The following is a 24035-nucleotide window of genomic DNA, read 5'->3' on the forward strand; positions in this document are numbered from 1 at the left end:
GTCACGTAACGTCACATTTGTGACGGGTCTTACCGTCACGTCACGTCACACCACCCTAAGGGGTGTGACGTGACGTGACGCCCGTGACGGTTACCCGATAGAGAATTCAAATGGCTTTGTCGGAGTTGCGATCGCGTATGCTCGCGTGGGACCTAAGGCCGGCATATGCGGACGCGCAGCAGCAGGGATAAGCGCAATGACGCGGAAAGAACTCTGGGATAAAATCAGGGAGGCCGTAGAGGAGGATTTCCAGCCCGGAAAGCGTCGGCCTGATGGCACCTTCCGTCCTCATCTCACCCCAGAAGATCTCGATCAGATCGTAGACCGGGTTTACAGCACCATAGGTCGCTCTGGCCTCGGCATTGGTGTTGCTAATGAGGATGGTGGAGTGGATGGCTGAAGCAGCCTAAGGGGGCGGTACAGCTGACCACAGCAAAAGGTGGGATACTCCCGGCTACGGAACGATCCAAAGGTTCCCATCCCGCTCGGCCACGGCCTCCCGAGCCATGAGGTCGAGCTTCATGCGCCGGAATTGCTCACGGTAGCCGCTGGCATCGCGATCAAGGATGCCACGGCGGAACAGCTCGTCTTTCCAAGCGTCAGGAGGCACGACGCGGATGTTCGCCGGAAGTGCCAGCCCGTGCGGCGCCTGGGCGCCCTTAGTCATGACCGCCTCACGGAGCGCTTCAAGCGCCAGCCTATTTCGCTCTGACAGGCGCTTGCTAGCCTGCTTGCCTGGTCTCAAGTCAGGCAAGCTATCGGTCACCGCCTCGACTACGCACGACGTGATTGGCTCCCCCGCGTCGTCGATACCGACCTCGACGAGTTCCAGTCGGCAAGTGACGGTCTCGCCGTCTGGACCGTCCTTCATCAGCTCAACGGTGCAGCTCAGGAACCCGTCGCCGAGCTTCTTCACCGCAAGCTGAGCGTCTACCGCGCCCGCCAGAGCAGAGTGGCCCCGGGGGCGGGTGCCCTCCAACCCGCAGTGGTGGACGATGACCACGAGGCAGCCGAAGGCGTCGCGGATAGAGTCCGCGGCGCGCACGTAGGCTGTCATGTCCCGGTCGTCACTCTCGGAGCCGGTGAAGCTGCGATTGAGCGTGTCGAGGCAGACCACGGCGGGCGGCTTGCCGTCGGGCAACTGCGCGCGGATCGCGGTGATCAGCTCGGCGGCGTCCGCCACGAGCGCGAGCGACGCCGGCATCAGGTAGAACGGCACCTCGCCCTCGAACGAATCCAGGTGCGCCTGCTCGAAGGCGACCTTTCGGGCCTCGAACCCCTGCTGACCCTCCAGCGCACAGTAGACGATGGTGCCAGGCTCGACCCGGTGGCCCTGGTACGGCCACCCGAGCGCGACGTGCATCAGCATGTCGAAGGCCAAGAAGCTCTTGCCGCACTTGGGTGGACCCCACACCACAGCGAGGCCACGGATTGGCAGCAAGCCCCTGACCCGAAACCGCGGGCTGGTGCTCAGTCGGATCTGGTCGAAGGCGATGAGGGGGAAGCGCCCCACGGCGGGGCGCTCCTTTTGCTGACGAGGCTCATCGTCGAACCTGCCGCCCATGTCGTCGGCGGCCTGCGACCAATCCGAATCGGGGCTATTGTAGGCGCGTTCTGACATCAGGCGCCTCCGCGCGAGCCGGAGGGGCCGAGCAACGCTGCGGCGTCGGCTGCGCTGCTGAGCGCTACGGCTGCTTGGCGCAGCGCGTAGCGCAGGCCGCGACTGTCGCCGATCGCCGCCATCTCCGAGGCCATCCGGGCATAGGCCTCGGCGATCGACGCGGCCTCGGCGACGGCGTCGTAGGTGTGAACGGCCATCGCCGCCCGTTCGGGGCTGAGGACGGGCGCGTTCATGCCTGCCCTCCGATCCGCACGACGAAGAACAGCTCGTCGAGGCGACCGACGAAGCCGGTCTCGGCACCCTCAAGGTGTTCGGCCAATAGCGTGACATCCGTCATGCCCTGGCGGGCGAACAAGTCCTCGATGTTCGCCATCAGGTCGGCGATCGTGTCCTGCAGGAAGCCAGCCTGCTGATCCACAGTCAGTTCCGGCCGGGACACGAGCTTCAGGTAAGCCGTGTTCGCCAGATCCGCGCCGAGGGCGGTGACGTGATCTATGCCGATGCGGCGGACCTCATCGTCGTTCCTCGCGGCCCGGAGGCGGGCATCGGTCTCGTCCATGATGCGGCTGGTGGTGGCCATGCTCATCGCGTCACCCTCCAGCTATCGACGGCCGGGAAGGCGAGTTCGGCGAGCGCCGCTGCGGTGGCGGGCGGGAGGCCGAAGCGGCTGGTGAGCCTATGGACGCGGAAGGGGGCGGGTGCTATTTCGGAATGGTCAATCTGCCGAGATAGACATTCCGAGGGACGTGAGCGCTGGCCGGCGCTCCGTCCCTCAACTTGTTTATGGGCCATGCGGCTACGCGGCCTCCTGCTCAAGTGAGTTGAGGAAGCTGCGGAGGCTGTCATCGGGCACCAAGGTTGCTGCACCAATCTTGACGGTTCGCAGCTTGCCCTTGGCTACTAGCTTGTAGAACGTGTCGTGACCGATGGAGAGGGCGTCCTGCACGTCCTTGCGACGATGCAAAAGCTTCCCCGTTGACGGACGCAGGTCTCCCTGCGCCGCCTGAACACTGTAGTTCATGACTGCACCTGATGTTTGTGTCCGCACCGATCTGTGCGGCGACATGCGGATGATTGCGGACCTTTAGTCCGCTGTCGATGAATTTGGGGTGCGTTCTATAAGAGCGGAACGCGAAAGCGTTTGCTTTTCAATGAGTTGTTCGAGGCGCGTGCGGATCGCCTTTGGACCAGCTTCGATCCCGGTGTCCTTGAGCAGCTTCTTCACGGACGGGTAGAGCGACTCGGCAAGGTTCTTCATGGAGGAAGCTTTCGCATTCGGCTTTACCTCCTGAGCAGCTTTCAGCACTGCGTCAGCAATCAACTCGACGCGCGGTTTGTCTTTCTCGGCTCTCCTTGCTCTGCCAAGCGCCCGCGGCCGCCTTTGATGATACTTGAGAGCGCTTCGAGATGTCGTCCCCTTGCCGACACCGTCGATAAGCCCGAGCATCAGATCTCGAATATTTTCGGCAAGAAACTCATACTCATCTAAGTCTCGGGCCCGCACTAACTGCATATGATCGCGGAGGTTGCTCCACCCGCTGATGATTTTCCATGGAGCATTGCTCAATACATGCTGTTCAGATGGATGGATGTTAGGCTTGTCGGCGGCTTCTCTGATGATTTGTGATAGCTTCGCGATCCGCTGATCCAAGCCTTGCACTAGTGCGTCTGTGACCATCATCCGAGTTTCGTCGCGATGCCGCTTCAGAAACTCCTCTCTGAATTCGTCATCGGTCATCGACGCCTCTCGCCTACAAAGCGCAGAAGGCGGCCCAAGCCATCATCAGCTCGCGCCGCTTCTCGAACAGGTCGCCGCGCCGGTACGCCGCCTCGACCTTGCTCTCAATCGCGTGCGCCAGCGCCATCTCCACCACCTCGGACGGGAAGTGCGTGGTCTCGCTGGCCCAATCCCGGAACGAGCTGCGGAAGCCGTGAACCGTCAGGTCGGTGCGCTCCATCCGCCGGAGCAGCACCAGCATGGCCATGTTGGACAGCGGCTTGCCGCGCCGGCCGCCGGGGAACACGAACTCGGCGTCGATGCCCTGCATCTCTGCCAAGATAGCCAAGGCCGGCTCCGACAACGGCACCCTGTGTTCGGCGCCGCCCTTCATCCGCTCGGCCGGCACGGTCCAGATACCGGACTCTATGTCGATCTCGCACCAGCGGGCGCCCAGGGCCTCGCCGGTGCGCGCCGCCGTCAAGATCGTGAAGCTCATCAGCTTCGCGGCCGTGCCGGGCTGCGCGGCCACCAGCGCCATGAACGCCGGCACCTGTTTGAACGGCAGGGCGGCATGATGCTCGACCTTGCGGACCTTGGACCGCTTCGGCAGCAGGTTAGCGAGATGCCCCTTCCAGCGCGCCGGGTTCTCACCGCGCCTGTAGCTATTGGTCGTCGCCCAATCGAGGACTGATTCGATGCGCCCCCTCACCCGGGCCGCCGTCTCGGGCTTCGTCGCCCAGATTGGCCCCAGCGCCTGCATCACCAAGCCGGTATCGACTGATTGCACCGGCAGGTCGCCAAACACCGGGTAGGCGTAGGTTTCCAGGGTCGCGGTCCACTGTGCGGCATGCTTCTCGTTGCGCCAGCCGGCCTTGTGGGACTCGATGTAGCCGGCGGCGCAGGTGCGGAAGGTGATCGCCTTCGCGGCCTCTACAGCAGCGTTCTGGCGCTGCCCGCGCCGCACCTCGATCGGATCGATGCCCTCGTAGGTGAGCTTCCGGCAGGTCAGGGCTTTGTCGCGCGCCTCGGCCAGCGAGAAGGTGCTCACCGGGCCGAGCCCCATCTCCCGGGACTTTCCCTTCAGGGTGTAGCGGAAGACCCAACTCTTCCCGCCCTTGCCGGACACCTGCAGCCAGAGGCCGCCGCCGTCCCCGTACATGCCCGGGGTCTTCAGACGGGTCACACCCAGCGCGGTCAGCTTACCCTGCATGGCATTCGCACCCATGACGCTATCCACATCATAAACGCGGATTTGGGCAGACGCCAGCGGCCCGCCGCGGACGGCAGGTTGCTGATTACCTAGCGATTTGAGGGTTTTAGCAGCCTGTAGCGGAAGGCTGCGGAAAGGTAAGTGGCGGAGAGGGGGGGATTCGAACCCCCGATGCCCTTGCAGGCATGCCGCATTTCGAGTGCGGTGCATTCAACCGCTCTGCCACCTCTCCGCGAGGTGCCTCAATGAGACGGGCGGTGCCTAGCACGCGCGGTCGGGCTTCACAAGCTGCGCGGTCCGCCGGTCAGACCACGATCGTGATCGCCTGCGCGGCCCGGGTGAGGCCGGTGTAGAGCCAGCGGGCGCGGTGCTCGCGGAAGGCGTAGGATTCGTCGAACAGGGTCACCCGGTCCCATTGCGAGCCCTGCGCCTTATGCACCGTCAGCGCGTAGCCGTAGGTGAACTCGTCGGTCTCCCGGCGCAGGAACAGCGGGATCTCCTCATCCGTGCCCGAGATCATCGCGCGCAGCACCTTGATGTCGGTGGCCCGGCGGCGGAGCGCCGGGTCGTCCTCGGGGACGACGTCGAGGCGGATCAGGTCCGGGCGCGGCGGCGCGCGCAGAGCCTGGACCGTCCAGGTCGAGCCGTTGAGCAGGCCCTTCACCCGGTCGTTGCGCAGGCAGACCAGCTTCTCGCCCACCGCCGGCATCGGATCGGTATGGCCTGCGAGTTCCCGGAGCCGGTTGTTGTAGAGGCGGCGGGTCTTGTTGAGGCCGACCAGGACCTGGTCGCATTCGAGCACCTCGGCCGGGTCGAGGCTGCGCCGGGAGACGATCCGGCTCTGGCCGTAGGTGCCGAGCTCCAGCCGGCCGCCCTCGCGCACGGTCATGGCCATGCGGACGATCGGGTCGTCCTTGGCCTGGCGGTGGACGTCGGTGAGCATCACGTCGGGCTCGGCCTCGGTGAAGAAGCCGCCGCCCCGCACCGGCGGCAGCTGCGCCGGGTCGCCCAGCACCAGCACCGGCCGCTCGAAGGACAGGAGGTCGTTGCCGAGGTCGGAATCGACCATCGAGCATTCGTCGATGATGATCAGGTCGGCCTTGGCGGCCGCGCCGGAGCGGTTCAGCGTGAAGGTCGGGCCGCCCTCCTCCGCCTCCTTGGTGCGGTAGATCAGCGAGTGGATCGTCGCGGCGTCGTGGCAGCCCTTCTGGCGCATCACCGAGGCCGCCTTGCCGGTGAAGGCGCCGTACACCACCGTGCCGTCGACATCCTCGGCGATCCGGCGGGCGAGCGTGGTCTTGCCGGTGCCGGCATAGCCGAACAGCCGGAACACCTGGCTCCCGCCGTCCTTCCGCCACGCGGCGATGGCCTTCAGCGCCGCGTCCTGCTGCGGCGCGTAAGCCGACGGCAGACCAGCGCTCACGGCCAGCGCACGGTCGGCGGCAGCGACGACAGGATCGACGCGACGTTGCCGCCGGTCTTCAGCCCGAAGATCGTGCCGCGGTCGTAGAGCAGGTTGAACTCGACGTAGCGCCCGCGCCGGACCTGCTGCTCCTCGCGGTCGGCCTCGGTCCAGGCGGTCCCGACATTGTCGCGGACGATCTTGGGATAGGCCTCCAGGAAGGCGCCGCCGACATCGCGCGTGAAGGCCAGGTCCGCCTGCGGATCTCCGGTCCAGCGATAGTCATAGAAAATACCGCCGATGCCGCGGGGCTCGTTGCGGTGCTTGAGGTGGAAGTATTCGTCGCACCACGCCTTGTAGCGGGCATGGTCGACGCCGTGGGCCGCGCAGGCGCGCTCCAGGCAGGCGTGGAAGTGCCGGCTGTCCGGATCCTCCTGGTTGCGCCGCCGCACCAGCACGGGCGTGAGGTCGGCGCCACCGCCGAACCACGCCTTCGTGGTCACGACGAAGCGGGTGTTCATGTGCACCGTCGGCACATGCGGGTTCCACGGGTGGGCGATCAGCGAGATGCCGGTGGCGAAGAACCGCGGGTCCTCGGCGGCCCCCGGCATCTGGGCGCGGAATTCCGGGGCGAACTCGCCGTGGACCGTGGAGATGTGGACCCCGGCCTTCTCGAACACCCGGCCCTTCAGCATGGCCATAACCCCGCCGCCGCCGGGTTGGCCGGTATGGTCGGTGCGGTCCCAGGGGGTCTTCACGAAAGTCCCGGCCCCTGCGGGGGCATCCGGGTGGAACGGCCCCTCGGCCTCGGCCTCCAGGGTCTCGAAGGCCGCGAGGATACGGTCGCGCAGGGTCGCAAACCAGGCCGCGGCCTCGGATTTCATGGCCGTCACGTCGGCCTCGGACAGGGGGGCAGTCAGCGCCGCGCGGGCGTCGTCCGGCATCGTCATGCCCTAGGCTTTCCCACTGCGTCGAGGGGGCGTCAATCGGCAGGCATCAATTCGGGTTGCCGCATCGCCATGCGCCGTCGTCCTGGGCCGACGCGGCATCGTCGCCCTAGATCAACCGGCCGCGCGCCCGTGCGGGGCGCGCCCTCGAACCGTCAGGACAGCCCGAGACCATGGCCGACACGCTCCGCCTCTTCACCTCGCCTTCCGCCTTCCCGAACCCGCAGCGCCTGCGCCTGTTCGCGCACGAGAAGGGAATCGCCCACCTGTTCGACGAGGTGATCTACGACATGGCGCCGGGGGGCGAGCAGCGGCAATGGCGCCATCTCAAGATGAACCCCTGGGGCGAGACGCCGACTCTCCTGCTCGCCGACGGGACCGTGCTGTCCGAGACGGCCGCGATCGTGCGCTACCTCGACGTGGCCCATCCGGGCCGCCGCCTCACCGGCGACACGCCCCTGGAGCAGGGGCTCGACACGATGTGGGACAACCGGATCTGGGTGCACATCCTCTACCGCATCACCACGATGTTCCACGTGCTGAACCAGGGTCTCGGGCCGAAGCTCGAGCTGACGCACAATCCGCAATGGGGCGAGCATTGCCGCAAGGAGGCGCTGGGGCACGCCGCCCTGGTCGACCGCCACCTCGCGGACGGCCGCTCATGGATGCTCGGGGGCGATGAGCCGACGTTTGCCGACATCACGCTGTGCACCGCGATCGCGTTCTCGAAATTCCCGGTCTGCGCCACCCCGCTGGACGAGCGGTTCGAGCAGTTCGACGCCCTGTGGCGGCGCTGGCAGGCGCGGGCGAGCTTCAAGGCGGCCTACGCCGATGGCGGCAGCGGGCTGACGGAGCTCGATCACCTCAAGACCGTGTAGGACGGTTTTCGGGCCCCGGTTCGGCGCACGCCTTCGCCGGACCGCAGCCCGCCTCGTCAGCGCAGGCCGCCCTCGCGCACCGGCTTGAGCAGGCCGGTGGCGCTCGCCACCAGTTCGCCGTCCGCGTCGCGGATCTCGGCCTCGCAGAAGATCACCGAGCGCCCGGCCCGGGTGACGCGGCCCTCGGCGATCAGGATCCCGCGGCCCGGGGCGAGGAACCGGGTCTGCATGTCGAGGGTCACGACCGGCCGCCCGGCCTTGAGGCGGGCGGCGGTGCCGAGGGCGACATCGAGCAGGGTGCAGATCACGCCGCCATGCGCGATGCCGAGATTGTTGGCGTGTTCCGGCCGCAGGGCGAGGCGCAGCCGGGTGCGGCCCTCCCGCACGTCCAGGGCCTCGATCCCGCAATGGTTCACGAACGGGATGTGGGCTCCGAAAACCGTGCCCCGCTCCGATGGTTGGTCCACGCCACGATCTCCAGATCTCGTCCTGCCGACAGCGTCGTCGTGCGAACAGTATACAATCCCGTGCAGCGGATCCCGCCCGAAGCGACGTGTTTCCGGTTGTTGCGAGACCGGCCAGGGCTTTTCGCAGACGAAACAGCCGGATTGGCGGTGGCCGGACGCGTAACACAAGCGGTCCACAAGGACCCGATCCCGTCCAAGTGCGGCGCGCCGCTGTCGGTTTGCTCGGGCGACGATTGCAGCTGCGTCGACGGCTTGAGTAATATGCGTGTTCATGGCCGACGCATTGTGCAAAGAAAATCTCGACGACGACTTGATTTTGCTGCACAGACGATAGAACCGTGCCCCACCGTCGGATAAAGGGAGTCATCGATGGACGACATCGCCACAGATCAGCAGCAGACCTTTATCGAGCAGGCGTCGGACATCGTGTCCGCGTATGTCTCGAACAACTCCGTCCCGATCAGCGAATTGCCCGCGCTCCTGGCCGGCGTGCACGCGGCTCTGGCGAAGCTCTCCGCGCCCGCGGCTGCCGTCACCGAGACGGCCGACAAGCCGACGCCGGCCCAGATCCGCAAGTCGGTGACCCCGGACGCGCTGGTCTCGTTCATCGACGGAAAGCCGTACAAGACGCTGAAGCGCCACCTGTCGCGCAACGGCCTGACCATCGAGCAGTATCGCGAGCGCTTCGGACTGCCGCGGGACTATCCCTCGACGGCCGCCAGCTACTCGGCCCAGCGCTCCGAGCTCGCCCGCAGCCTCGGCCTCGGCCAGCAGCGCCGGAAGTCGGCCGCCGCCCCGGCGCCGGAGCCCGAGGAGGAGCCGGCCGAGAAGCCGAAGAAGGCGACCCGTCCGCGCAAGGCCAAGGAAACGGCCTGATCACGCAAACGGCCCGATCTTGAGCGCCCCTATAGCGGGGCCTCGATCCGGCCGATGGTTCCGGGCGGCACAGGTTCAAGCGTGCCGCCCGAACCCTGTCCGCATCCGGGCCTCGCTCGGGCGGCAGGCCCCGCGCGGTGCCTTCGGTACCGGTCAGGCGAAATCGGCGAGATCGTCGGCCACGTCACCCGCGGCCCGCTCCGTCTCGGCTTTTTCGGACTCGCTCTTCTCAGGCTTGTCGGCCTCGGGCTGACGACCGGGCACTGTCGGCCGCCCGCCATCGTCTTGCGCCTCACCGCCCTGCCCGCCCTCGGCTCGGTCCGGCATCCGGCTCGTCATGCTGCAACGCTCCTCGATCGTTCGGTTGCCGAGCAAAGCCTTCAGCGCCGCACCCGTTCCGCGCCCGATACTGCCGGCTCCGTGACAGCACGGCGCGACCGGAAAGCCGCAGGCCTTCAGGCCCGGGCAGAAAGGTGGAACGGTGACGCCGCGCGAGCGGCCATCACGAGCCGCCGATCCGAGGGATGGAACCAGCGATGATGGACATGCGACCCGGCGCGGAGGCGAACCGCCGCGACCTATTGGCGGCTTCGCTGTTCGGAGCCCTTCCGCTCCTGCTGGCCGAGGCCGCGCAGGCCAGTCCGCTCAACCCCGCGCAGACCATCATCCTGTCGCCGGACGCGCTCCCGTGGATGCCGACGAAAGGCTATCCCGAACGCAGCGCCGACCGGTGCGCGCTCACCGGGGACATCAACGGTACCGGCCTCTACTATACCCTGATCCGCTGGTGGCCGGGCTACATGAGCGCGCCGCACACCTACACGACGGACCGGTTCTGCATGATCCTGTCCGGCACGTGGTGGTGCAACAGCGGCCCGGATTTCGACCCCGCGGCCTGCGTGCCCGTGAAGGCCGGCAGCTTCGTGCGCCGGGTGGCGGGCACGCCGCATTATGACGGCGTGGTCCGCGACGGCAGCGAGCCGGCCGTGATCGCGATCTGCGGGGTGGCGCCGGTGAACTATGCGCTGATCGACCCGTCGCAGCCGGGCTGGCGGCGGGTCTGACCCGGACCGACCGGACGCGACCGATGTGCGCGGACCTGCGTTGAACGCCCGGCAGCAGGGTACGGGAGCAGGGATTGGGCAATCGCTACGGGCTGGAGATCCGTGCCGCCGCGGGACCCGATGCTGCGGGACTCGCGGAGCTGCTGGCTGAGGCCGGCGTCGCGGTCGCTGCGGCGGATCTCGCCGCCCGGCTCGACGCCCTTCAAGGCAGCGGCGGCACGGCCTTGGTCGCGGTGGAATGGGGTCCGCCGAGCGGTCTGATCGCGCTCGCTCCCATGCGCACCCTCGAGGCCGTCAAGGCCCTGGGCCTGATCACCACCCTCGTCGTCGCGGCGGAATCCCGGCGCCGGGGCATCGGCCGCGTGCTGCTGAAGGCGGCGGCGCGGGCGGCCCGGCAGGCCGGCTGCGAGCGTCTGGTCCTGAACGTCGGCTCCGGGCAGGAGGCGCTGCACGCCTTCGCCACCGCCGCCGGCTTCACGGAGGAGGGGCAAAGCCTCACGCGCCCGTTGCTGAAGCGAGGATCGACGGAGACTTGAGATCCGCGACATCATGAGCCCAGCCGGCGGCCAGGATTGGGCGTTGACCCGGGAATACTGGAGTTCCACCGATGCTGAGATCCGAGACCCCACCCTCCCCCGGGAACCTGCAGGCCGGTCCACCGCCGGACTCCGAAAACCCGACCTCGGCGCAGCTCAAGGGCGACATCGACAGCGGCCGGACCGGCGACAAGGTCTCGCATGTGGATGTCGGAGCCGCCCCGCTCGGCACCTGTGAGGAGGCCGGAGGGGCGCCGCCGACCTCGCAGGAAGTCCGCCTCGCACGGCAGAACGAGCGGGCACCGTCGGAGAAGGCCGCGGCCGGCATCATGCAGCGGCGCACGCCCTGGATCACGCCGGCCTTCGCGGGCGCCATCGCGGCGATCGCGGTGGTGCTGACCCTCGCCCTCTGGCTGACGCACTGAACCCGGCAGGGGTCCCGGGATGATGCAGGACGGCACGGCCCCGGTGGGGGCGGCTTAAAGGTCGATTCACGTCGATGCGGTTAGCGTGAGCTTACTGCAGTCTTGCGTAAACCGATCCTCATGCCCCCATCCGTCGACGCTCCGCCGGACTTGTCCGGGCTCCTCGAATTGGCACGGATCGAGAATCTCGATCTCAAGCCGGTGATCCTCCGGGTGCAGACCGACCTGTTCGTTCGGGCACCCGGCCGGGACCGGGCCGAGATCGAGATCTTCGAGTCCCTGGCCTGCGGCCTGATCCCCCGGGTGGACGACGAGACCGCCCAGGTCGTGGCCAACAAGCTCGCCGCCTTTCCGGAGACGCCGCCCGCGGTTCTGGAAGCGCTGGCCATGCGGGGCGGCGCCGTCCGCGAAACGGTGGTGAAGCTCGCCCCCGTGCTGAGCCACCGGCTGATCGAGGCTGCGCTGGCCGACGGCTCCGACATCGCCGCCCGCATCGCCGCCCGGGTCGGGCTGAGCCGCGAGGCGGTGGACGAGCTCTCCCGCGAGGGCCGCCCGGAGATCGACCTGGCCCTGGCCGCCAATGTCGGCATCACCCTGCGCGGGGCGGCGCTAGCTCGCCTCGTGAGCCGCGGCCGCGGCGTCGCCGAACTGGCGCGGCTGCTGCTCACCCGCCCGGATGTCTCGTCCGCCGACCTCGTGCCCCTCTACCTGCATGCCGACCCGATCCGCCGCGAGGTGATCGGCCGGACCGTCGAGGCCACCGCCGCCCTGCGCCCCTGCCCACCCCCGCCGCGCGGCCTCGGCGAAACCCTGACCGGCCTCTCGGCCTCCCAGGACGTCCCAACCTTCATCGCGGCCCTGGCCGACGGCCTCGGCGTCGCCCACGACTTCCTCACCGTGGTCGCCGATCCGGGCGCGCGCTACGACCTGCTGACGCTCGGCCTGCGCGCCGCCGGCCTGCACGAGGAGGAGGCGGTCTACATCTTCCTCACCCTCAACCAGGGCGTGGCCCGCTCCGCCGAGCGGGTGGCCGGCCTGGTCCGCCTGTTCCGCACCGTCAGCCGACCGGCCTCCCGCGACCTGATCGCGGCGATCCTCGATACCCTCCTGCCCGAGCGGAGCCGGAGCGAGGCCCACCAGCCGCTGCACGGTCCGGAGGCCAAGCTGCGCCAAGGCTCCGAGCGTGCCGGCGCCCAGCGCCCGCCCCTGCCGATGCGTCCCTTGCGGGCGACGAGCGGCGAGGCCGGCTGAGGCACGAAAGTCAGGGATCCAAAAGGGCTCAGCCCTTTTGCGGGTGAAGGGCGGAGCCCTTCTGCATCAGGGCTCCGCCCTGACAACCCGCCAAGGGGCTCGCCCTTTGGGAACCCCATGTTGTCCGTGGGATCAGCGCGGCTCCGCGTGCCCCCGCCAGGCGGGCTGCCGGTCGGAGGCTTCCAGCGTGTCGTTCGAGGCGGGCTCCGGCTCGTCCACGCCGGCGCGGCGGCTCAGCTCCGCCATCAGGCCCCGGGCGAGCACCGCGCGCACGGCCCGATCGCGGGTCTCGGCAGGCACCGCATCGAGGGCGGCCGGCAGCGTCGCCTTGGCGCCCGCGGCCACCGATCCTGTGAGCTTGCGGGTCTCCGCGGCCGGATCCGCACCGTGGCGCAGCAGCGCCAGGTACGACAGCGCACCGATCACCAGCGCGGCACGCAGCAGGAAGGTCATCGGACGGGCTCCTTCGCGGGTCTCGACCGCGAAAATCCGCCCGGTTTCGTGAACTCCACCTCAACCGCGTCTGGTTTTTGCGCGCCATGGTGAACGAAGGACGTTCCCGGGCGGCTGGTTACCTTACGGAAAGCATCCCGCGCATTCGGCAAAGTCCCGCAACACTCGTTTAAGCCGCCCCTGCGACTGTCCGGTAGTCGTTTTGAAGTCGAGCCGGAGGCGCGGGAAATGTCGATTGGCATTCACCGCGGCGCGTGTGAGCCTTGCCTGTTAAAAAAGCCCTGACGTCTCTGCTCGACGACCGCCTCGCGGGTCTCGTCCACGAATCCGTGGCGGACGACGCGAGCGTGCGGTTCCGGCACGAGCGCTTCCTGGTGTTGCGGCTGGCCACCGGCGTGGTCATGATGGCGGCGCTGCCGCCCTACCTGCTCTGGCGCGGAGTCCCGTCAGGCATCGAGGTTTTGGCGATCGCCAGCCTGCTGCTGCCGGTGCTGGCCGCCGTGCTGCTCGCCCGCACCGGATCCCTCTGGGTGGCACACGCGATCTCGTCGGCCGGCTTGACCGGGCTGGTGGTCTGCCTCGCGGGCCTCACCGGCGGAGCCGCCTCCCCGGCGGCGGTCTGGCTGGTGGCGATCCCCCTGGAGGCCCTGGTCTCCGGTTCGATGCGCGCCACGGCTGCCGCGTCCCTCCTGGCCGTGCTCGGCGTGCTGGGCGTCGTTTCCCTCGGTTCCTGGGCCGGCACCGTCCCGGTGATGGACATCTCGGCGAGCATCGCCCTTCCGGTCTTCGCGATCACGGCGATCGGCCACCTCGCCGCTCAGGCCCTGGAGCACATGCGCAACGAGGGCGCGTGGCGCGAGCGGCTGCGCGACAACGAGGCTCGCGACCGGCTGCTGCTGTCGGCGATCGACGATCTCGTAACCTGGCACGACCGCAATGGCCGGGTGCTGGAGGCTTCGATGTCGGCGAGCCGCCTAGTCGGCTGCGACGCGGCGCGGCTGCGCGGCCACGGCCTGCTGGAGCGGGTCCACGTCGCCGACCGGCCGGCCTTCCTCAAGGCGGTGAGCGACGTCGCCGCGACCGGGCGGCCCGCCACCCTGCCCCTGCGCCTCCATGTCGAGCCAGCCGCCGGCCGGCCCGACGGCGCCAGCCTGATCCATGCCGAGATGCGCGCCCACCGGATCGCGCACGGCCCCCACGACGCGGCCATGACCGTCGTGGCGGTGACCCGCGACATGACCGAGCATCACCGCCACGCGGAAGAGCTGGAGCACGCCCGCGCCGAGGCCGAGCGCGCCGACGCGATCAAGGGGCGGTTCCTGGCCAACGTCACCCACGAGCTGCGCACGCCGCTCAACGCGATCATCGGGTTCTCCGAGGTTCTGGCCGGCGAAGGCGCGATCACGCTCAGCCCCGATCAGGCCCGGGACTATGCCGGGATCATCGGCGCCTCCGGCCACCACCTGCTCGGCGTCGTCAACACGCTCCTCGACATGAGCCGGATCCAGAGCGGCAATTTCGATTACGCACCGGAGACCTTCGACGCCGCCGCCCTGGTCCGCTCCTGCTGCGACCTGATGCGCCTCAAGGCCGAGGCCGCGGGTGTGACCCTGGCTGCCGCCGTGCCGGGCCCGATCGAGATCACCGCCGATCCGAGCGCGTGCCGTCAGGTGCTGATCAACCTGATCTCGAACGCGGTGAAGTTCACCCCGCGGGGCGGACGGGTCGACCTGTCCCTGCGCCCCGGCCCTTACGGGCTGGATATCGTCGTGGCCGATACCGGCGTCGGCGTCGGCGAGGGCGACCTGCCCAAGCTCGGCACGCCGTTCTTCCAGGCCGGCAGCGGCGGCTACAAGCGCCAGCACGAGGGGACCGGCCTCGGCCTCTCGGTGGTGCAGGGCCTGGTCGGCCTGCATGGCGGCACCATGATGATCGAGAGCGCCCCCCAGGCAGGCACCGTCGTGACCGTGACGCTGCCCCTGGTCTGCCGGGATCCGGCGGCCGCCGCCGGCCCCGCCCCGATCCGCACCGCCGTGCGGGGCGACAGCCCCCCGCGCCGGGCGGTGGTGCGCCTGCCGCTCGGCCTGTTCGACGCGGAACCCGCCACCACGGAGCCGACCCTGCGCCGGGCCGGCTGAGCCATCGATCCGCGAGAAGGAGACACGATGTCAGGCTACCGCGAGATCACCGTCCCGGGCGAGGCGCGCGCCCCCCGCCGCCCGGCGCCGCGCCGCGCCGCCGTCCCGAGCGATTGGCGCGGCGTCCTCGTGGGAGCGATGAAGGCCACCGGCGCCTCGTGCCGGAACAGCCCGGGCACGGTGCTGAGCAGCGTCGTGGCCGTGGGTGCGGCGGGCTTCATCTGCTTCAACGCGCTGGGCCATCAATCCGGCCGCCATCCGGCGCCGATCCTGCCCAAGGTCGCGGCCCAGAAGGCCCCCGCCCCCCGCGAGGCGATACCCGCCCCGAAGGAGGCGATGCGGGACGTCGCCAAGGAGCCGACGCAGCCCGATCGGGCCGCCCCCGCCAAGCAGGCCGCCCGGGACCCGATCGCCGATCTGATCCGCTCCGACGAGACCACCGCCTCGGTGACGCCCCGGGCCATTCCGGCCCGGACCCCCGCCAAGCCGGCGCCGAAAGAGGCTCCCAAGGCGTCCGCGAAAACGGGGAAGCCCGAGACGGACGCGGATCCGGTGCTCAAGGCGCAAAAGGCGCTGTCGAAGCTCGGCTATCCGATCAAGCCCGACGGCGCCATGGGGCCGGGCACGCGGGCGGCGATCGAAAAATTCGAGCGCGGCGCCAAGCTGCCGGTGACCGGCGAGGCCACGGGCCGGACCCTGCGCGCGCTGATCTCCCGCGCCGGCCAGGGCTAGCGCATCGTCCCGAAAGGTGGCCACCGGCTTTCGGGACGATGCGGACTCAGGGACCGACAGCCTCGAGCCGGTTCCGATATCCGGCACGAGGCTGTAGGTGAACGAGACCGGCGGCGTCCCGCTCCCGGGAGGCCCGACACCCATGCGCCTGCGCTCCGATTTCTGGGTTTCCGCCCACCTGCGCCGCCTCGGGGTCGAGGGCATCCCGGCGGTGCTACGGCGGCGCGGCTCACCTGAGGCCGGCGCGATCTTCGTGAAGGTCGACCGCCTCGACGGCACCGCCGACCTCTACGGCCCCGCCCCTCAGGCCCTGTTCGAGGCCGAGGACAGCGGCGACCGCCGCTTCACCGCGCTGGTCACGGGCGGCACGCCACTCGATGTCGAGGAGCGGCTGACCAAGGAAATCCGGTTCGATTCCGATCTATGGATCATCGAGATCGATGATCGGGCGGGGCGGCATTTTTTGGAATTGGCGGAGTAGATTTGCCTCTCGCCAATCAGGAAGTTGTCAGAAAATACTTGGACTGCCGACATCGAGATCAGGCCATATTTGCGGCTCGCTTCGGCGTGGGGTCGGCAGCTATCCCCTCAACCGATCAAGTCGTCCCCCCTACCCCCACAAATCGGGCTCCGGCGGATGCACGATGCTGCCGTCGTAATGCAGCGGCGGGTCGCGGTCGCGGGCGAGCAGCAGCGGGCCGTCCAGGTCGACGAAGTCGGCTTGCGCCGCCAGCAGCGTCGCTGGCGCCATGCCGAGCGAGGTGCCGAGCATGCAGCCGACCATCACGGAGAGGCCCCGGGCCCGGGCCTCGCGGGCGAGCAGGATCGCCTCGGTGAGGCCGCCGGTCTTGTCGAGCTTGATGTTGATCGCGTCGTAGCGGCCGGCCAGCGCGTCGAGGCCGGCGCGGTCGTGCAGGCTCTCGTCGGCGCAGACCGGGACCGGATGCGGGATCTCCGCGAGCAGCCCGTCCGCATCGGCCGGCAGCGGCTGCTCGATCAGCGCGACGCCGGCCTCCAGGCAGGCCGCGAGGTTGGCTTCCACGGTCTCCGGCCGCCACGCCTCGTTGGCGTCGACGATCAGCCGCGCTTGCGGCGCGCCCGCCCGCACGGCGGCGATGCGCGCGGGATCGCCTTCCCCGCCGAGCTTGACCTTGAGCAGCGGCCGGTGGGACGCCGCCCGGGCGGCCTCGCCCATGCTCTCCGGCGTGCCGAGGCTGAGCGTGTAGGCGGTCACCGCCGGAGCGGGAGCGGACAGCCCCGCGATCTCCCAGGCCCGACGGCCCTGGAGCTTGGCTTCGAGGTCGAACAGCGCGCAGTCGAGGGCGTTGCGGGCCGCGCCCGCCTGCATCCGTGCCGTGAGCTCGTCCCGCCCGATCCCGGCGCCGATCGCATCCGCCTGCCCCTCGATCAGCGCGACGACGCTCTCGACGCTCTCACCGTAGCGCGGATACGGCACGCATTCGCCGCGCCCGACCCCGTTCGCGTCCGTGATCGTCGCCACCACCACGGCAATCTCGGTTCGGCTGCCCCGGGAGATCGTGAACGCGCCGGCGATCGGGAAGCGCTCGACGGACAGGGTCAGGCGGCGGGCCATGTCAGACCTCCGGGAAGTCGGCGACGATCCGGTCGACCAGCCCGGCGACGCCGAAGCGCACCGGGTCGGTGGCGGGCAGGCCGTGCTCCGCGGCGAGTTTTTCCAAGAGCACCTTCGCTTCGCTATCGCCCAGCGCCTGCGTGTTCACAGAGATCCCCACCGGGCGGATCGCCGGGTTGGTCAGGCTGCCGAGCTGCACGGTGAGGTCGATCACCTGCTGGAGGGTCGGCAGCGGATGCTGCACGCCGCGCATCGTCGTGCGGGTGGGCTCGTGGCAGACCACGAAAGCGTCGGCCTGTGCGCCGTGCAGCAGCCCGAGGCTGACGCCCGCAAACGACGGGTGGAACAGCGAGCCCTGGCCCTCGATCAGGTCCCAGTGATTCGGGGCGGCCTCGGGCGAGATCGATTCCACGGCGCCGGAGATGAAATCGGCCACCACGGCGTCGATGGCGACACCCCGGCCGGAGATGAACACGCCGGTCTGGCCGGTGGCGCAGAAATCCGCGTCGAGACCGCGCTCGCGCATGCCGCGCTCCAGGGCCAGCACGGTGTACTTCTTGCCCACCGAGCAGTCGGTGCCGACGGTGAGCAGGCGCCGGCCCGCGCGCTTGGTGCCCTTGCCGGTGGGGAAGCGCTCGTCGGTGTGGCGCACGTCGTGGAGCTGCCGGCCGCGCCGTGCGGCGGCCTCCGCAATGGCCGGGACCGCGCCGAGCTTGACGTGCAGGCCGCTCGCCACATCGAGCCCGGCCTCGAGCGCCGCCACGATCTCCTGGATCCAATGGTCCGGCAGCACGCCGCCCGCGTTAACGACGCCGATCACCAACGTGCGGCAGCCCTTGGCCAAGGCCTCGGGCAGGGTCATGTCAGGAATGCCGAGATCGGCGGCGCAGCCGGGCAGCCGCATCTGGCCGACGCACCAGTCCGGGCGCCAGTCCTTGATGCCGTAGGCGGTCTTGGCCGCCAGCGTGTCGGGCACGTCGCCCAGGAACATCAGATAAGGCGTGGCGATATGCATCGGTCGATAAGCCTTCTGGGGAAGCCGGCGGCCCGTCTATGCGGGATCGCGACCGCCAGGCGCAATGCACGATGGCGGCCAGGACGGTGGACGCCACCGCCGTCGGGCGCATCGTCGGCATGCGGCACCGCGCAGCGGCGGATTCCGGCGCACGAATCGCGCTTTCGGCCCGCGTCGTCCGGAACGGGCCGCCTCCGAGCGCGATTGCCGATGCACCTCGTGCTTCCGATTCGCGAATTGTGCCGATCGAGCCGCCATCCGCAACCGGAGGCCCTCCGATGATCTTCATGACCGACGCCGCGGGGGCCCTGACCTATGTCAGCCCCGAATGGCACGGCCTCACCGGGCAGGACAGCCGCAATGCCGTCGGGCAGGGCTGGTTCGAGCGGCTCAACGCCGAGGACGGCGCGGTGCTGCGGGCGGTCATCAAGGAGGCGGCGCAGGCCCAGGCGGAATTCGTCGTCCGGTTTCGCCTGTCCCGCGACGGGGGCGGGTCGATTTGGGCGGCGGCCGGGGCGGTACCCTCCTACGGGCCGCCGAACAACACCTTTCTGGGCTTCCTCGGCTCGATCACCGAGCTCGCGCCCGGCGGCAGCGAGACCGAGGCGCAGGGTGGCCTCGGCCGCTTCGTCCCGCCGCCGCCGCGCCCTTCGACGGCGCCGGTCTCGACCCTCGACCTCGTGGCCGACCATCTGCTGATCGCACACGGTCTCATCGAGGTGGATGGCGGCAAGTCGGCGCTCGCGCCCCTGCGGGAAGCCCTGTTCCGGGTCGGTCAGGAGATCGCGCAGAAGATGACGGCTCTGCCCGCCCCGGCAATGATCGAGACTGGCGAGACAATCCACTGAGACAGGCCCCACGCTCACCGGGACCGGCCCTGAGGTGAGAAATCAGGCGGCGCGTCGTCGCGCGACCGCGGCCTCGTCCGACACCGTCTCGACCGGAGCGAGGACACCCGTGGCCCGGACCATCCCCTCGGCGCCCGAGAGTGCCCCCGGGCGCAGCTCCAGGCCGAGGAAACGGGCGCGCTCGAACGGGCCCGGCAGGGTGAGGCCCTCCGCCAGCGCGGGATCGAAGCCGAACCGGACGTAGTACGGCGCATCACCCACCAGCAGCACGGCGCCGTGGCCGAGCGACTCCGCCCGGCCCAGCGCGGCCTGCATCATCACCGAGCCGAGCCCCTGGCCCTGGATCTCCGGATCGACCGCCAGCGGCCCGAGCAGCAGCGCCGGACGGGCGAGGCCGGCCTCGACGTGCCACAGCCGCAGGGTGCCGACGAGGCGTCCGCGCCGGGTCGCCGCGAAGGCGAGGCCGCGGGCGGGCAGACGCCCCTCGCGCAGGCGCTCCGAGGTCTTGGCGCGTCGATTGCCGGCAAAGCACGCGTCGAGCAGGCGCTCGCGCGCCGGGACATCCTGGATGCGCTCCGCGCGGATCTCGATCATGACTGCGCCCTCCCCGGGCCGGCAAGCGGGAGAAGCTTTTTTTGGATGGAGGGCCGAGCGCGCCCCATCCCTGCACGTTTGGAGATCGATGCCCGGCGGCCGGGGGGCCGCCGGAACAGGCCGAAAAAAATCAGATCACGATCTGCTGGAGGGGCGGGAAGCCGTTGAACGCCACCGCCGCGTAGGTGGTGGTGTAGGCACCCGTGCCCTCGATCAGGACCTTGTCGCCGATCGAGAGCGAGACAGGCAGCGGGTAGAGCTGCCGCTCGTAGAGCACGTCGACCGAGTCGCAGGTCGGCCCGGCGATGACGCAGGGCTCGGTCCGGTCCCCGTCCCGGGTGGTGCGGATCGGGTAGCGGATCGACTCGTCCATGGTCTCGGCCAGCCCGCCGAACTTGCCGATGTCGAGATAGACCCAGCGCACCTCGTCGGCGTCGGCGGACTTCTTCGAGACCAGCACGACCTCGGCTTCGATCAGGCCGGCATTGCCGACCATGCCGCGGCCCGGCTCGATGATCGTCTCCGGGATCCGGTTGCCGAAATGCTTGGTCAGGCCGCGGAAGATCGCCTCGCCGTAGCTCTCCACGCCCGGCACCGCCTTGAGGTACTTGGTCGGGAAGCCGCCGCCGAGATTGACCATCGACAGGCCGATGCCCCGCTCGGCGCATTCGCGGAAGATCGCCGCTGCGGAACCCAGCGCCCCGTCCCAGGCCTCGGTGTTGCCCTGCTGCGAGCCGACATGGAACGAGATGCCGTAAGCCTCCAGCCCATGCCGGTGGGCGTGCTCGAGCACGTCGGTCGCCATCTCGGGCACGCAGCCGAACTTGCGCGACAGCGGCCAGTCGGCACCGGCGCCGTCGCACAGGATGCGGCAGAACACGCGCACGTCGGAGGCCGCGATGTCCACGGCCTCGGCGGCCCGGGCGATCTTGTCGACCTCGGCCTGGCAATCTACCGCGAACAGGCGGATGCCGAGCTTGAGCGCGCGGCCGATGCAGCGCTCCTTCTTGATGGTGTTGCCGAAGGAGATCCGGTCCGGGGTGGCGCCGGCGGCCAGCGCCATCTCCATCTCGGCGACCGAGGCGGTGTCGAAGCAGGAGCCCATCTCGGCGAGCAGGCGCAGCACCTCGGGGGCCGGGTTGGCCTTGACCGCGTAGAACACGCGGGTGTCCGGCAGGGAGCGCGCGAAGGCGGTGTAGTTGTCGCGCACGACATCGAGGTCGAGGACCATCACGGGCCCCTCGTCCTGACCGAGGTCACGGCGCACGCGCAGGAAATCACGGATGCGATCGGTCATGGTCGTCTCCCGGCACGGGTTCGCGGGCGCCCGTCCTGCGGGCGCGCTGTCGATGTGACGGCCCAACGGGCCGCCGGCGTCAGGGGGCGATGCGTCGCGCGGACCCACGCGCTTTGGAGACGCGTCGATCCAGGCGGGCGCAGAGCACCCGGAAGCTGCCGTGGATTGGAAGGGAGGACCCCCACCGCACGCCGGGCAAAGAGAAACAAGCCTCTTCGGTGCCGACCTTTGGAGGGCCGACGAGACCAAAAAAGCCCGTTCGTCGTTGCTTTAAGCTGCGTCCCCCGTGGAGAGCGGGGTTCGCCGGTTTCGCCTCCGGCTGCCGGTTGTTGTCGGGGTCCGGTGTCGCCACCTGGATGCCGGCCGTAGGGATCCACCCTTGCGACCATCGATCCTTTAAGACCCCTGGCGGCTGTCCGGCAGTTGACCGGATGCCCACCAACCGGCACGCGGCCACAGGCACGTGCGAAATTGGGCACGGCGCATATACGGAGAACGCCCCCCGACAACAAGGGGATTGGGCGCCGATCACCCCTTATTTCCCCGCCAAATTCCGCCTCCGTCCCCGCCGTTGCAAAAACGGCGCATTCCGGGTGCCCCGCCCGGGCCGCGCGGGCTTCCCAAGCGGTCCGGAAGCGGGCATCTGACCGCCGGAGCGATGTCCTTCAGACGAGCGTGCGATGGCCGGGCCGAACAGATCGAGAGCCGAGCCCGATCGCGTCGCCCGCGAACCCCACAGCGCGCTCCGAACCGGCTTCCCGGTCGCCGCGCGCTCCGGCGCTTCGGCCCGGGCGTGAGCCCCCCCGTGAACACCCTCGCGCGCGACCCGAACGGAGACGCGTTGCCGGAGCCGGCGATCCGGACGGCCGGCCTCGCCGATCTCGACGCCCTGGTCGCCCTGGAGCACGCCGCCTTCGCCACCGACCGGGCCGAGCGCCGGGCGATCCGCCACGCGATCCTGTCCCCCAGCATGGATGTGCTGGCGGCCCTGATCCCGGGGTCGGACGGGGATCGGGAGCCGGTCCTGGTCGGCGCGGCGGTGCTGGAGCGCCGGCGCGGCAGCCGGATCGCCCGCCTCGCCTCGATCGCGGTGGCGCCCAACCGCGGCGGCCTCGGGCTCGGCGGCAAGCTCCTCGACGCCGCGGAGGCCGAGGCCCGCGCCCACGGCTGCGACCGCCTGCGCCTCGAAGTCCGCGCCGACAACGGCGCCGGGATCCGCCTCTACCAGCGCCGGGGCTACAGCCGCTTCGCCGTGATCCCCGCCTATTATGAAGACGGGATGGAAGCCTGGCGCTACGAGCGCGGGCTTTAGAGGCCCCTCGGCCCTCGCCCTGATCCCGCCCCGTTAGGAGAGTCTTACGGGTCCCACCCTACATCCCGGGGCAGCCCGAAGAACCTCGCCGCGCATGAGGCGCCGTCCATGGCCGTGATCGCCGCCTTCGTGATCAATGCGGGGCTCAACTTCGTCCTCGGTCTGCTGATCGCCCAATTGCTCGGGCCGGCGGATTTCGGCCGGTTCGCCCTGGCGACCACCGGGGCGATCGTGCTCAACACGGTGCTGTTCGAGTGGCTGCGGCTCTCGGCGACGCGGTTCTATTCGGGCCGCGTGCGGGTGGACGAGCCCTGGATCCGCCACGGGCTCGACCGGGCCTATCTGCGCATCGGCCTGCTGCTGCTCTGCGCCGCCGCCCTGTGCGGGGCGTTCGGCTTCGGCGGCGGCGCGGCCGGACGCGAGGCGGTCCTGTGCGGCACCGGGCTCGCCGCCCTCGGGATCGGGGTGTTCGACTACCATGCGGCGCTCGCCCGGGCCCGGTTCGACGGAAAGCTCTATCTCGGCCTCGTGGCCGTGAAGAACGTCCTGGCCTTCGTGCTGATGGCCGCGGCCGCCTGGTGGCTGCCGCAGCCGGCCTGGGTGCTGGCGGCGGCGGGGCTCAGCCAGCTCGCCGCCGTGGTGCTGCTGCGCCACCCGCTGCGCGACCCCGAACATCCGTTCGAGCGGCCGCGCCTGACCGCGACCTGGGGCGTCTTCGCCCGCTACGGCCTGCCGCTGATCGCGGCCAACACCGCCTACCAGTGCCTCGCTTTCGTGAACCGGGGTGCGATCGCCGGCCATGCCGGCTTCGCCGAGGCCGGCTATTTCGCGCTCGCCGCCGATGTCACCTCGCGGTCGCTGATGACGCTCGGCACCGCGCTGGACCTGCTGCTGTTCCAATTCGCCGTCCAGGCCGAGGAGCAGCACGGCCGCGCGGCGGCCGAGGCGCAGGTCGCCGAGAATGCCGGCACGGTGTTCGCCCTGCTGGCGCCCTGCGCGGTCGGGTTCTGGGCGGTGCTGCCGGCTCTCCAAGGACTGGTGGTACCGGACGCCTATCGCGGCCCGTTCGAAAGCTACAGCGTCGCGCTGATGCCCGGCCTGTTCTGCCTGTCGATGATGTTCTACGCCCTCAACCCGGTCTTCCAGATCCGCCGCCGGACCTTGCCCGTGATCGCCGCCGCCCTGGTCGGGCTCGCGGTCAACGGCGCCGGCCTGCTGCTGCTGCCCGAGCTGATGGGCGGGATGGGCGTCGCCCTGGCCCAGACCATGGGTCTCGCCGCCGCCGCGCTCTGGCTCGGCTGGCGGGCGCTGACCGGCCCGGAGCGGATCCTGCTGCCCTGGGGCCAGATCGGCGCGGCGGCGCTCGCCTGCGGGGCGATGGGGCTGGCGCTCGCGCCGTTCCGGCACCTGCCGCCCGCCGCCGCCCTGGCGGTGCTGGTCCCGGCCGGGGCGGCGCTCTACGGGGCGCTGGTCTGGATCTTCGACATCGCCGGCCTGCGCCGGCAGGTCGCCGGGCGCCTGCGCCCGGGCCGGACCATCGCGGCGGAGTAGCCCACCGGATTTTCAACTTTCGCGCTTCGCCAAGCCCGCGACGCCGCCTCCGCTTGAATCCGCCGCCGGTTCCGGCGAAACCGGTTCTGGAACAAGTCCAAAAA

At 69.7% G+C, this 24035-nt stretch carries 28 protein-coding genes and 1 tRNA gene; 13 read left to right on the forward strand and 16 right to left on the reverse strand.

The genetic code is table 11. The features are described 5' to 3' along the window. Positions 1-196: 196 nt before the first annotated feature. Entirely contained in the window at positions 197-400 is a 204-nt protein-coding gene (locus tag MKL11_RS29900; RefSeq protein WP_243950427.1) for a hypothetical protein, read from the forward strand. A 54-nt stretch (positions 401-454) separates the two neighbouring features. Here the strand turns inward: MKL11_RS29900 and MKL11_RS29905 are convergent, their stop codons facing one another. The 9 genes from MKL11_RS29905 to hemF form a co-directional block, all read right to left on the reverse strand. Continuing rightward, a complete protein-coding gene (locus MKL11_RS29905) occupies positions 455-1621 on the reverse strand; it encodes an AAA family ATPase (protein WP_243950429.1) in 1167 nt (388 codons plus the stop codon). After that, positions 1621-1854, reverse strand: a complete 234-nt coding sequence (locus MKL11_RS29910; protein WP_243950431.1) for a hypothetical protein — start codon at positions 1852-1854, stop codon at positions 1621-1623. The genes MKL11_RS29905 and MKL11_RS29910 overlap by 1 nt, the downstream gene beginning before the upstream one ends. Beyond that, entirely contained in the window at positions 1851-2207 is a 357-nt protein-coding gene (locus tag MKL11_RS29915) for a hypothetical protein (protein WP_243950433.1), read from the reverse strand. The genes MKL11_RS29910 and MKL11_RS29915 overlap by 4 nt, the downstream gene beginning before the upstream one ends. 210 nt (positions 2208-2417) lie before the next feature. Continuing rightward, entirely contained in the window at positions 2418-2642 is a 225-nt protein-coding gene (locus tag MKL11_RS29920) for a helix-turn-helix transcriptional regulator (protein ID WP_243950435.1), read from the reverse strand. 63 nt (positions 2643-2705) lie between these two features. Next, positions 2706-3359, reverse strand: a complete 654-nt coding sequence (locus MKL11_RS29925) for a hypothetical protein (RefSeq protein WP_243950437.1) — start codon at positions 3357-3359, stop codon at positions 2706-2708. A 13-nt stretch (positions 3360-3372) separates the two neighbouring features. Further along, complete coding sequence (locus tag MKL11_RS29930) at positions 3373-4566, reverse strand: tyrosine-type recombinase/integrase (RefSeq protein WP_243950439.1); 1194 nt, start codon at positions 4564-4566, stop codon at positions 3373-3375. A 127-nt stretch (positions 4567-4693) separates the two neighbouring features. Next, positions 4694-4783: transfer RNA gene (locus MKL11_RS29935), tRNA-Ser, on the reverse strand. A 72-nt stretch (positions 4784-4855) separates the two neighbouring features. Continuing rightward, positions 4856-5974, reverse strand: a complete 1119-nt coding sequence (locus tag MKL11_RS29940) for an ATP-dependent RecD-like DNA helicase (RefSeq protein WP_243950442.1) — start codon at positions 5972-5974, stop codon at positions 4856-4858. After that, positions 5971-6903, reverse strand: a complete 933-nt coding sequence (gene hemF / locus MKL11_RS29945; protein ID WP_243950444.1) for an oxygen-dependent coproporphyrinogen oxidase — start codon at positions 6901-6903, stop codon at positions 5971-5973. The genes MKL11_RS29940 and hemF overlap by 4 nt, the downstream gene beginning before the upstream one ends. Before the next feature lie 170 nt (positions 6904-7073). On the opposite strand from hemF, the gene MKL11_RS29950 reads away from it, so the two are divergent. Continuing rightward, positions 7074-7778 (forward strand): glutathione S-transferase family protein, encoded by a 705-nt coding sequence (locus MKL11_RS29950; protein ID WP_243950446.1) that lies wholly within the window; start codon positions 7074-7076, stop codon positions 7776-7778. A gap of 56 nt (positions 7779-7834) precedes the next feature. Here the strand turns inward: MKL11_RS29950 and MKL11_RS29955 are convergent, their stop codons facing one another. After that, entirely contained in the window at positions 7835-8245 is a 411-nt protein-coding gene (locus MKL11_RS29955; RefSeq protein ID WP_243950448.1) for a PaaI family thioesterase, read from the reverse strand. Between the two features lie 369 nt (positions 8246-8614). On the opposite strand from MKL11_RS29955, the gene MKL11_RS29960 reads away from it, so the two are divergent. Next, entirely contained in the window at positions 8615-9121 is a 507-nt protein-coding gene (locus MKL11_RS29960; RefSeq protein ID WP_243950450.1) for a MucR family transcriptional regulator, read from the forward strand. A gap of 153 nt (positions 9122-9274) precedes the next feature. On the opposite strand, the gene MKL11_RS29965 is transcribed toward MKL11_RS29960, so the two are convergent. Beyond that, on the reverse strand, positions 9275-9460 hold the full coding sequence (locus tag MKL11_RS29965) for a hypothetical protein (protein ID WP_243950452.1): 186 nt from the start codon (positions 9458-9460) through the stop codon (positions 9275-9277). A gap of 197 nt (positions 9461-9657) precedes the next feature. Here MKL11_RS29965 and MKL11_RS29970 point away from each other — a divergent pair, with 197 nt between their 5' ends. From MKL11_RS29970 to MKL11_RS29985, 4 genes are all read left to right on the forward strand, one after another. Further along, positions 9658-10185 (forward strand): hypothetical protein, encoded by a 528-nt coding sequence (locus tag MKL11_RS29970; RefSeq protein ID WP_243950454.1) that lies wholly within the window; start codon positions 9658-9660, stop codon positions 10183-10185. Positions 10186-10259: 74 nt separating this feature from the next. Then, entirely contained in the window at positions 10260-10721 is a 462-nt protein-coding gene (locus tag MKL11_RS29975; protein ID WP_243950456.1) for a GNAT family N-acetyltransferase, read from the forward strand. Positions 10722-10792: 71 nt separating this feature from the next. Next, positions 10793-11146, forward strand: coding sequence for a hypothetical protein (locus MKL11_RS29980; protein ID WP_243950458.1), 354 nt, complete (start codon positions 10793-10795; stop codon positions 11144-11146). A 120-nt stretch (positions 11147-11266) separates the two neighbouring features. After that, positions 11267-12397: a DUF2336 domain-containing protein gene (locus MKL11_RS29985; RefSeq protein ID WP_243950460.1), complete on the forward strand. Its 1131-nt coding sequence runs from the start codon at positions 11267-11269 to the stop codon at positions 12395-12397. Positions 12398-12529: 132 nt separating this feature from the next. On the opposite strand, the gene MKL11_RS29990 is transcribed toward MKL11_RS29985, so the two are convergent. Then, a complete protein-coding gene (locus MKL11_RS29990) occupies positions 12530-12850 on the reverse strand; it encodes a hypothetical protein (RefSeq protein WP_243950461.1) in 321 nt (106 codons plus the stop codon). A gap of 263 nt (positions 12851-13113) precedes the next feature. Between MKL11_RS29990 and MKL11_RS29995 the strand changes: the two genes are divergently transcribed. The 3 genes from MKL11_RS29995 to MKL11_RS30005 all read left to right on the forward strand — a co-directional run bounded on the left by MKL11_RS29995 (position 13114) and on the right by MKL11_RS30005 (position 16201). After that, a complete protein-coding gene (locus MKL11_RS29995) occupies positions 13114-14988 on the forward strand; it encodes a PAS domain-containing sensor histidine kinase (RefSeq protein WP_243950463.1) in 1875 nt (624 codons plus the stop codon). A 27-nt stretch (positions 14989-15015) separates the two neighbouring features. Further along, positions 15016-15720, forward strand: a complete 705-nt coding sequence (locus tag MKL11_RS30000) for a peptidoglycan-binding domain-containing protein (RefSeq protein WP_243950465.1) — start codon at positions 15016-15018, stop codon at positions 15718-15720. Positions 15721-15862: 142 nt separating this feature from the next. Beyond that, complete coding sequence (locus tag MKL11_RS30005) at positions 15863-16201, forward strand: DUF1491 family protein (protein ID WP_243950467.1); 339 nt, start codon at positions 15863-15865, stop codon at positions 16199-16201. Between the two features lie 129 nt (positions 16202-16330). On the opposite strand, the gene dgcA is transcribed toward MKL11_RS30005, so the two are convergent. Together dgcA and dgcN are read right to left on the reverse strand one after the other, a co-directional pair. After that, positions 16331-17314: an N-acetyl-D-Glu racemase DgcA gene (dgcA, locus tag MKL11_RS30010; RefSeq protein ID WP_243950469.1), complete on the reverse strand. Its 984-nt coding sequence runs from the start codon at positions 17312-17314 to the stop codon at positions 16331-16333. Position 17315: 1 nt separating this feature from the next. Then, a complete protein-coding gene (dgcN, locus tag MKL11_RS30015) occupies positions 17316-18329 on the reverse strand; it encodes an N-acetyltransferase DgcN (protein ID WP_243950471.1) in 1014 nt (337 codons plus the stop codon). 278 nt (positions 18330-18607) lie between these two features. Between dgcN and MKL11_RS30020 the strand changes: the two genes are divergently transcribed. Next, positions 18608-19177 carry a PAS domain-containing protein gene (locus tag MKL11_RS30020; protein ID WP_243950473.1) on the forward strand — a complete coding sequence of 190 codons (570 nt, stop codon included), beginning with the start codon at positions 18608-18610 and terminating at the stop codon, positions 19175-19177. Between the two features lie 42 nt (positions 19178-19219). Here the strand turns inward: MKL11_RS30020 and MKL11_RS30025 are convergent, their stop codons facing one another. Further along, positions 19220-19771, reverse strand: a complete 552-nt coding sequence (locus MKL11_RS30025) for a GNAT family N-acetyltransferase (RefSeq protein WP_243950475.1) — start codon at positions 19769-19771, stop codon at positions 19220-19222. A 130-nt stretch (positions 19772-19901) separates the two neighbouring features. Beyond that, a complete protein-coding gene (locus tag MKL11_RS30030) occupies positions 19902-21068 on the reverse strand; it encodes a type III PLP-dependent enzyme (RefSeq protein WP_243950477.1) in 1167 nt (388 codons plus the stop codon). 805 nt (positions 21069-21873) lie between these two features. Between MKL11_RS30030 and MKL11_RS30035 the strand changes: the two genes are divergently transcribed. Together MKL11_RS30035 and MKL11_RS30040 are read left to right on the forward strand one after the other, a co-directional pair. Then, positions 21874-22380, forward strand: coding sequence for a GNAT family N-acetyltransferase (locus MKL11_RS30035; protein WP_243950479.1), 507 nt, complete (start codon positions 21874-21876; stop codon positions 22378-22380). Between the two features lie 108 nt (positions 22381-22488). Further along, on the forward strand, positions 22489-23931 hold the full coding sequence (locus MKL11_RS30040; protein ID WP_243950481.1) for a lipopolysaccharide biosynthesis protein: 1443 nt from the start codon (positions 22489-22491) through the stop codon (positions 23929-23931). Positions 23932-24035: the final 104 nt, after the last annotated feature.

Source organism: Methylobacterium sp. J-077, assembly GCF_022829365.1.
Classification (GTDB): Bacteria; Pseudomonadota; Alphaproteobacteria; order Rhizobiales; family Beijerinckiaceae; genus Methylobacterium.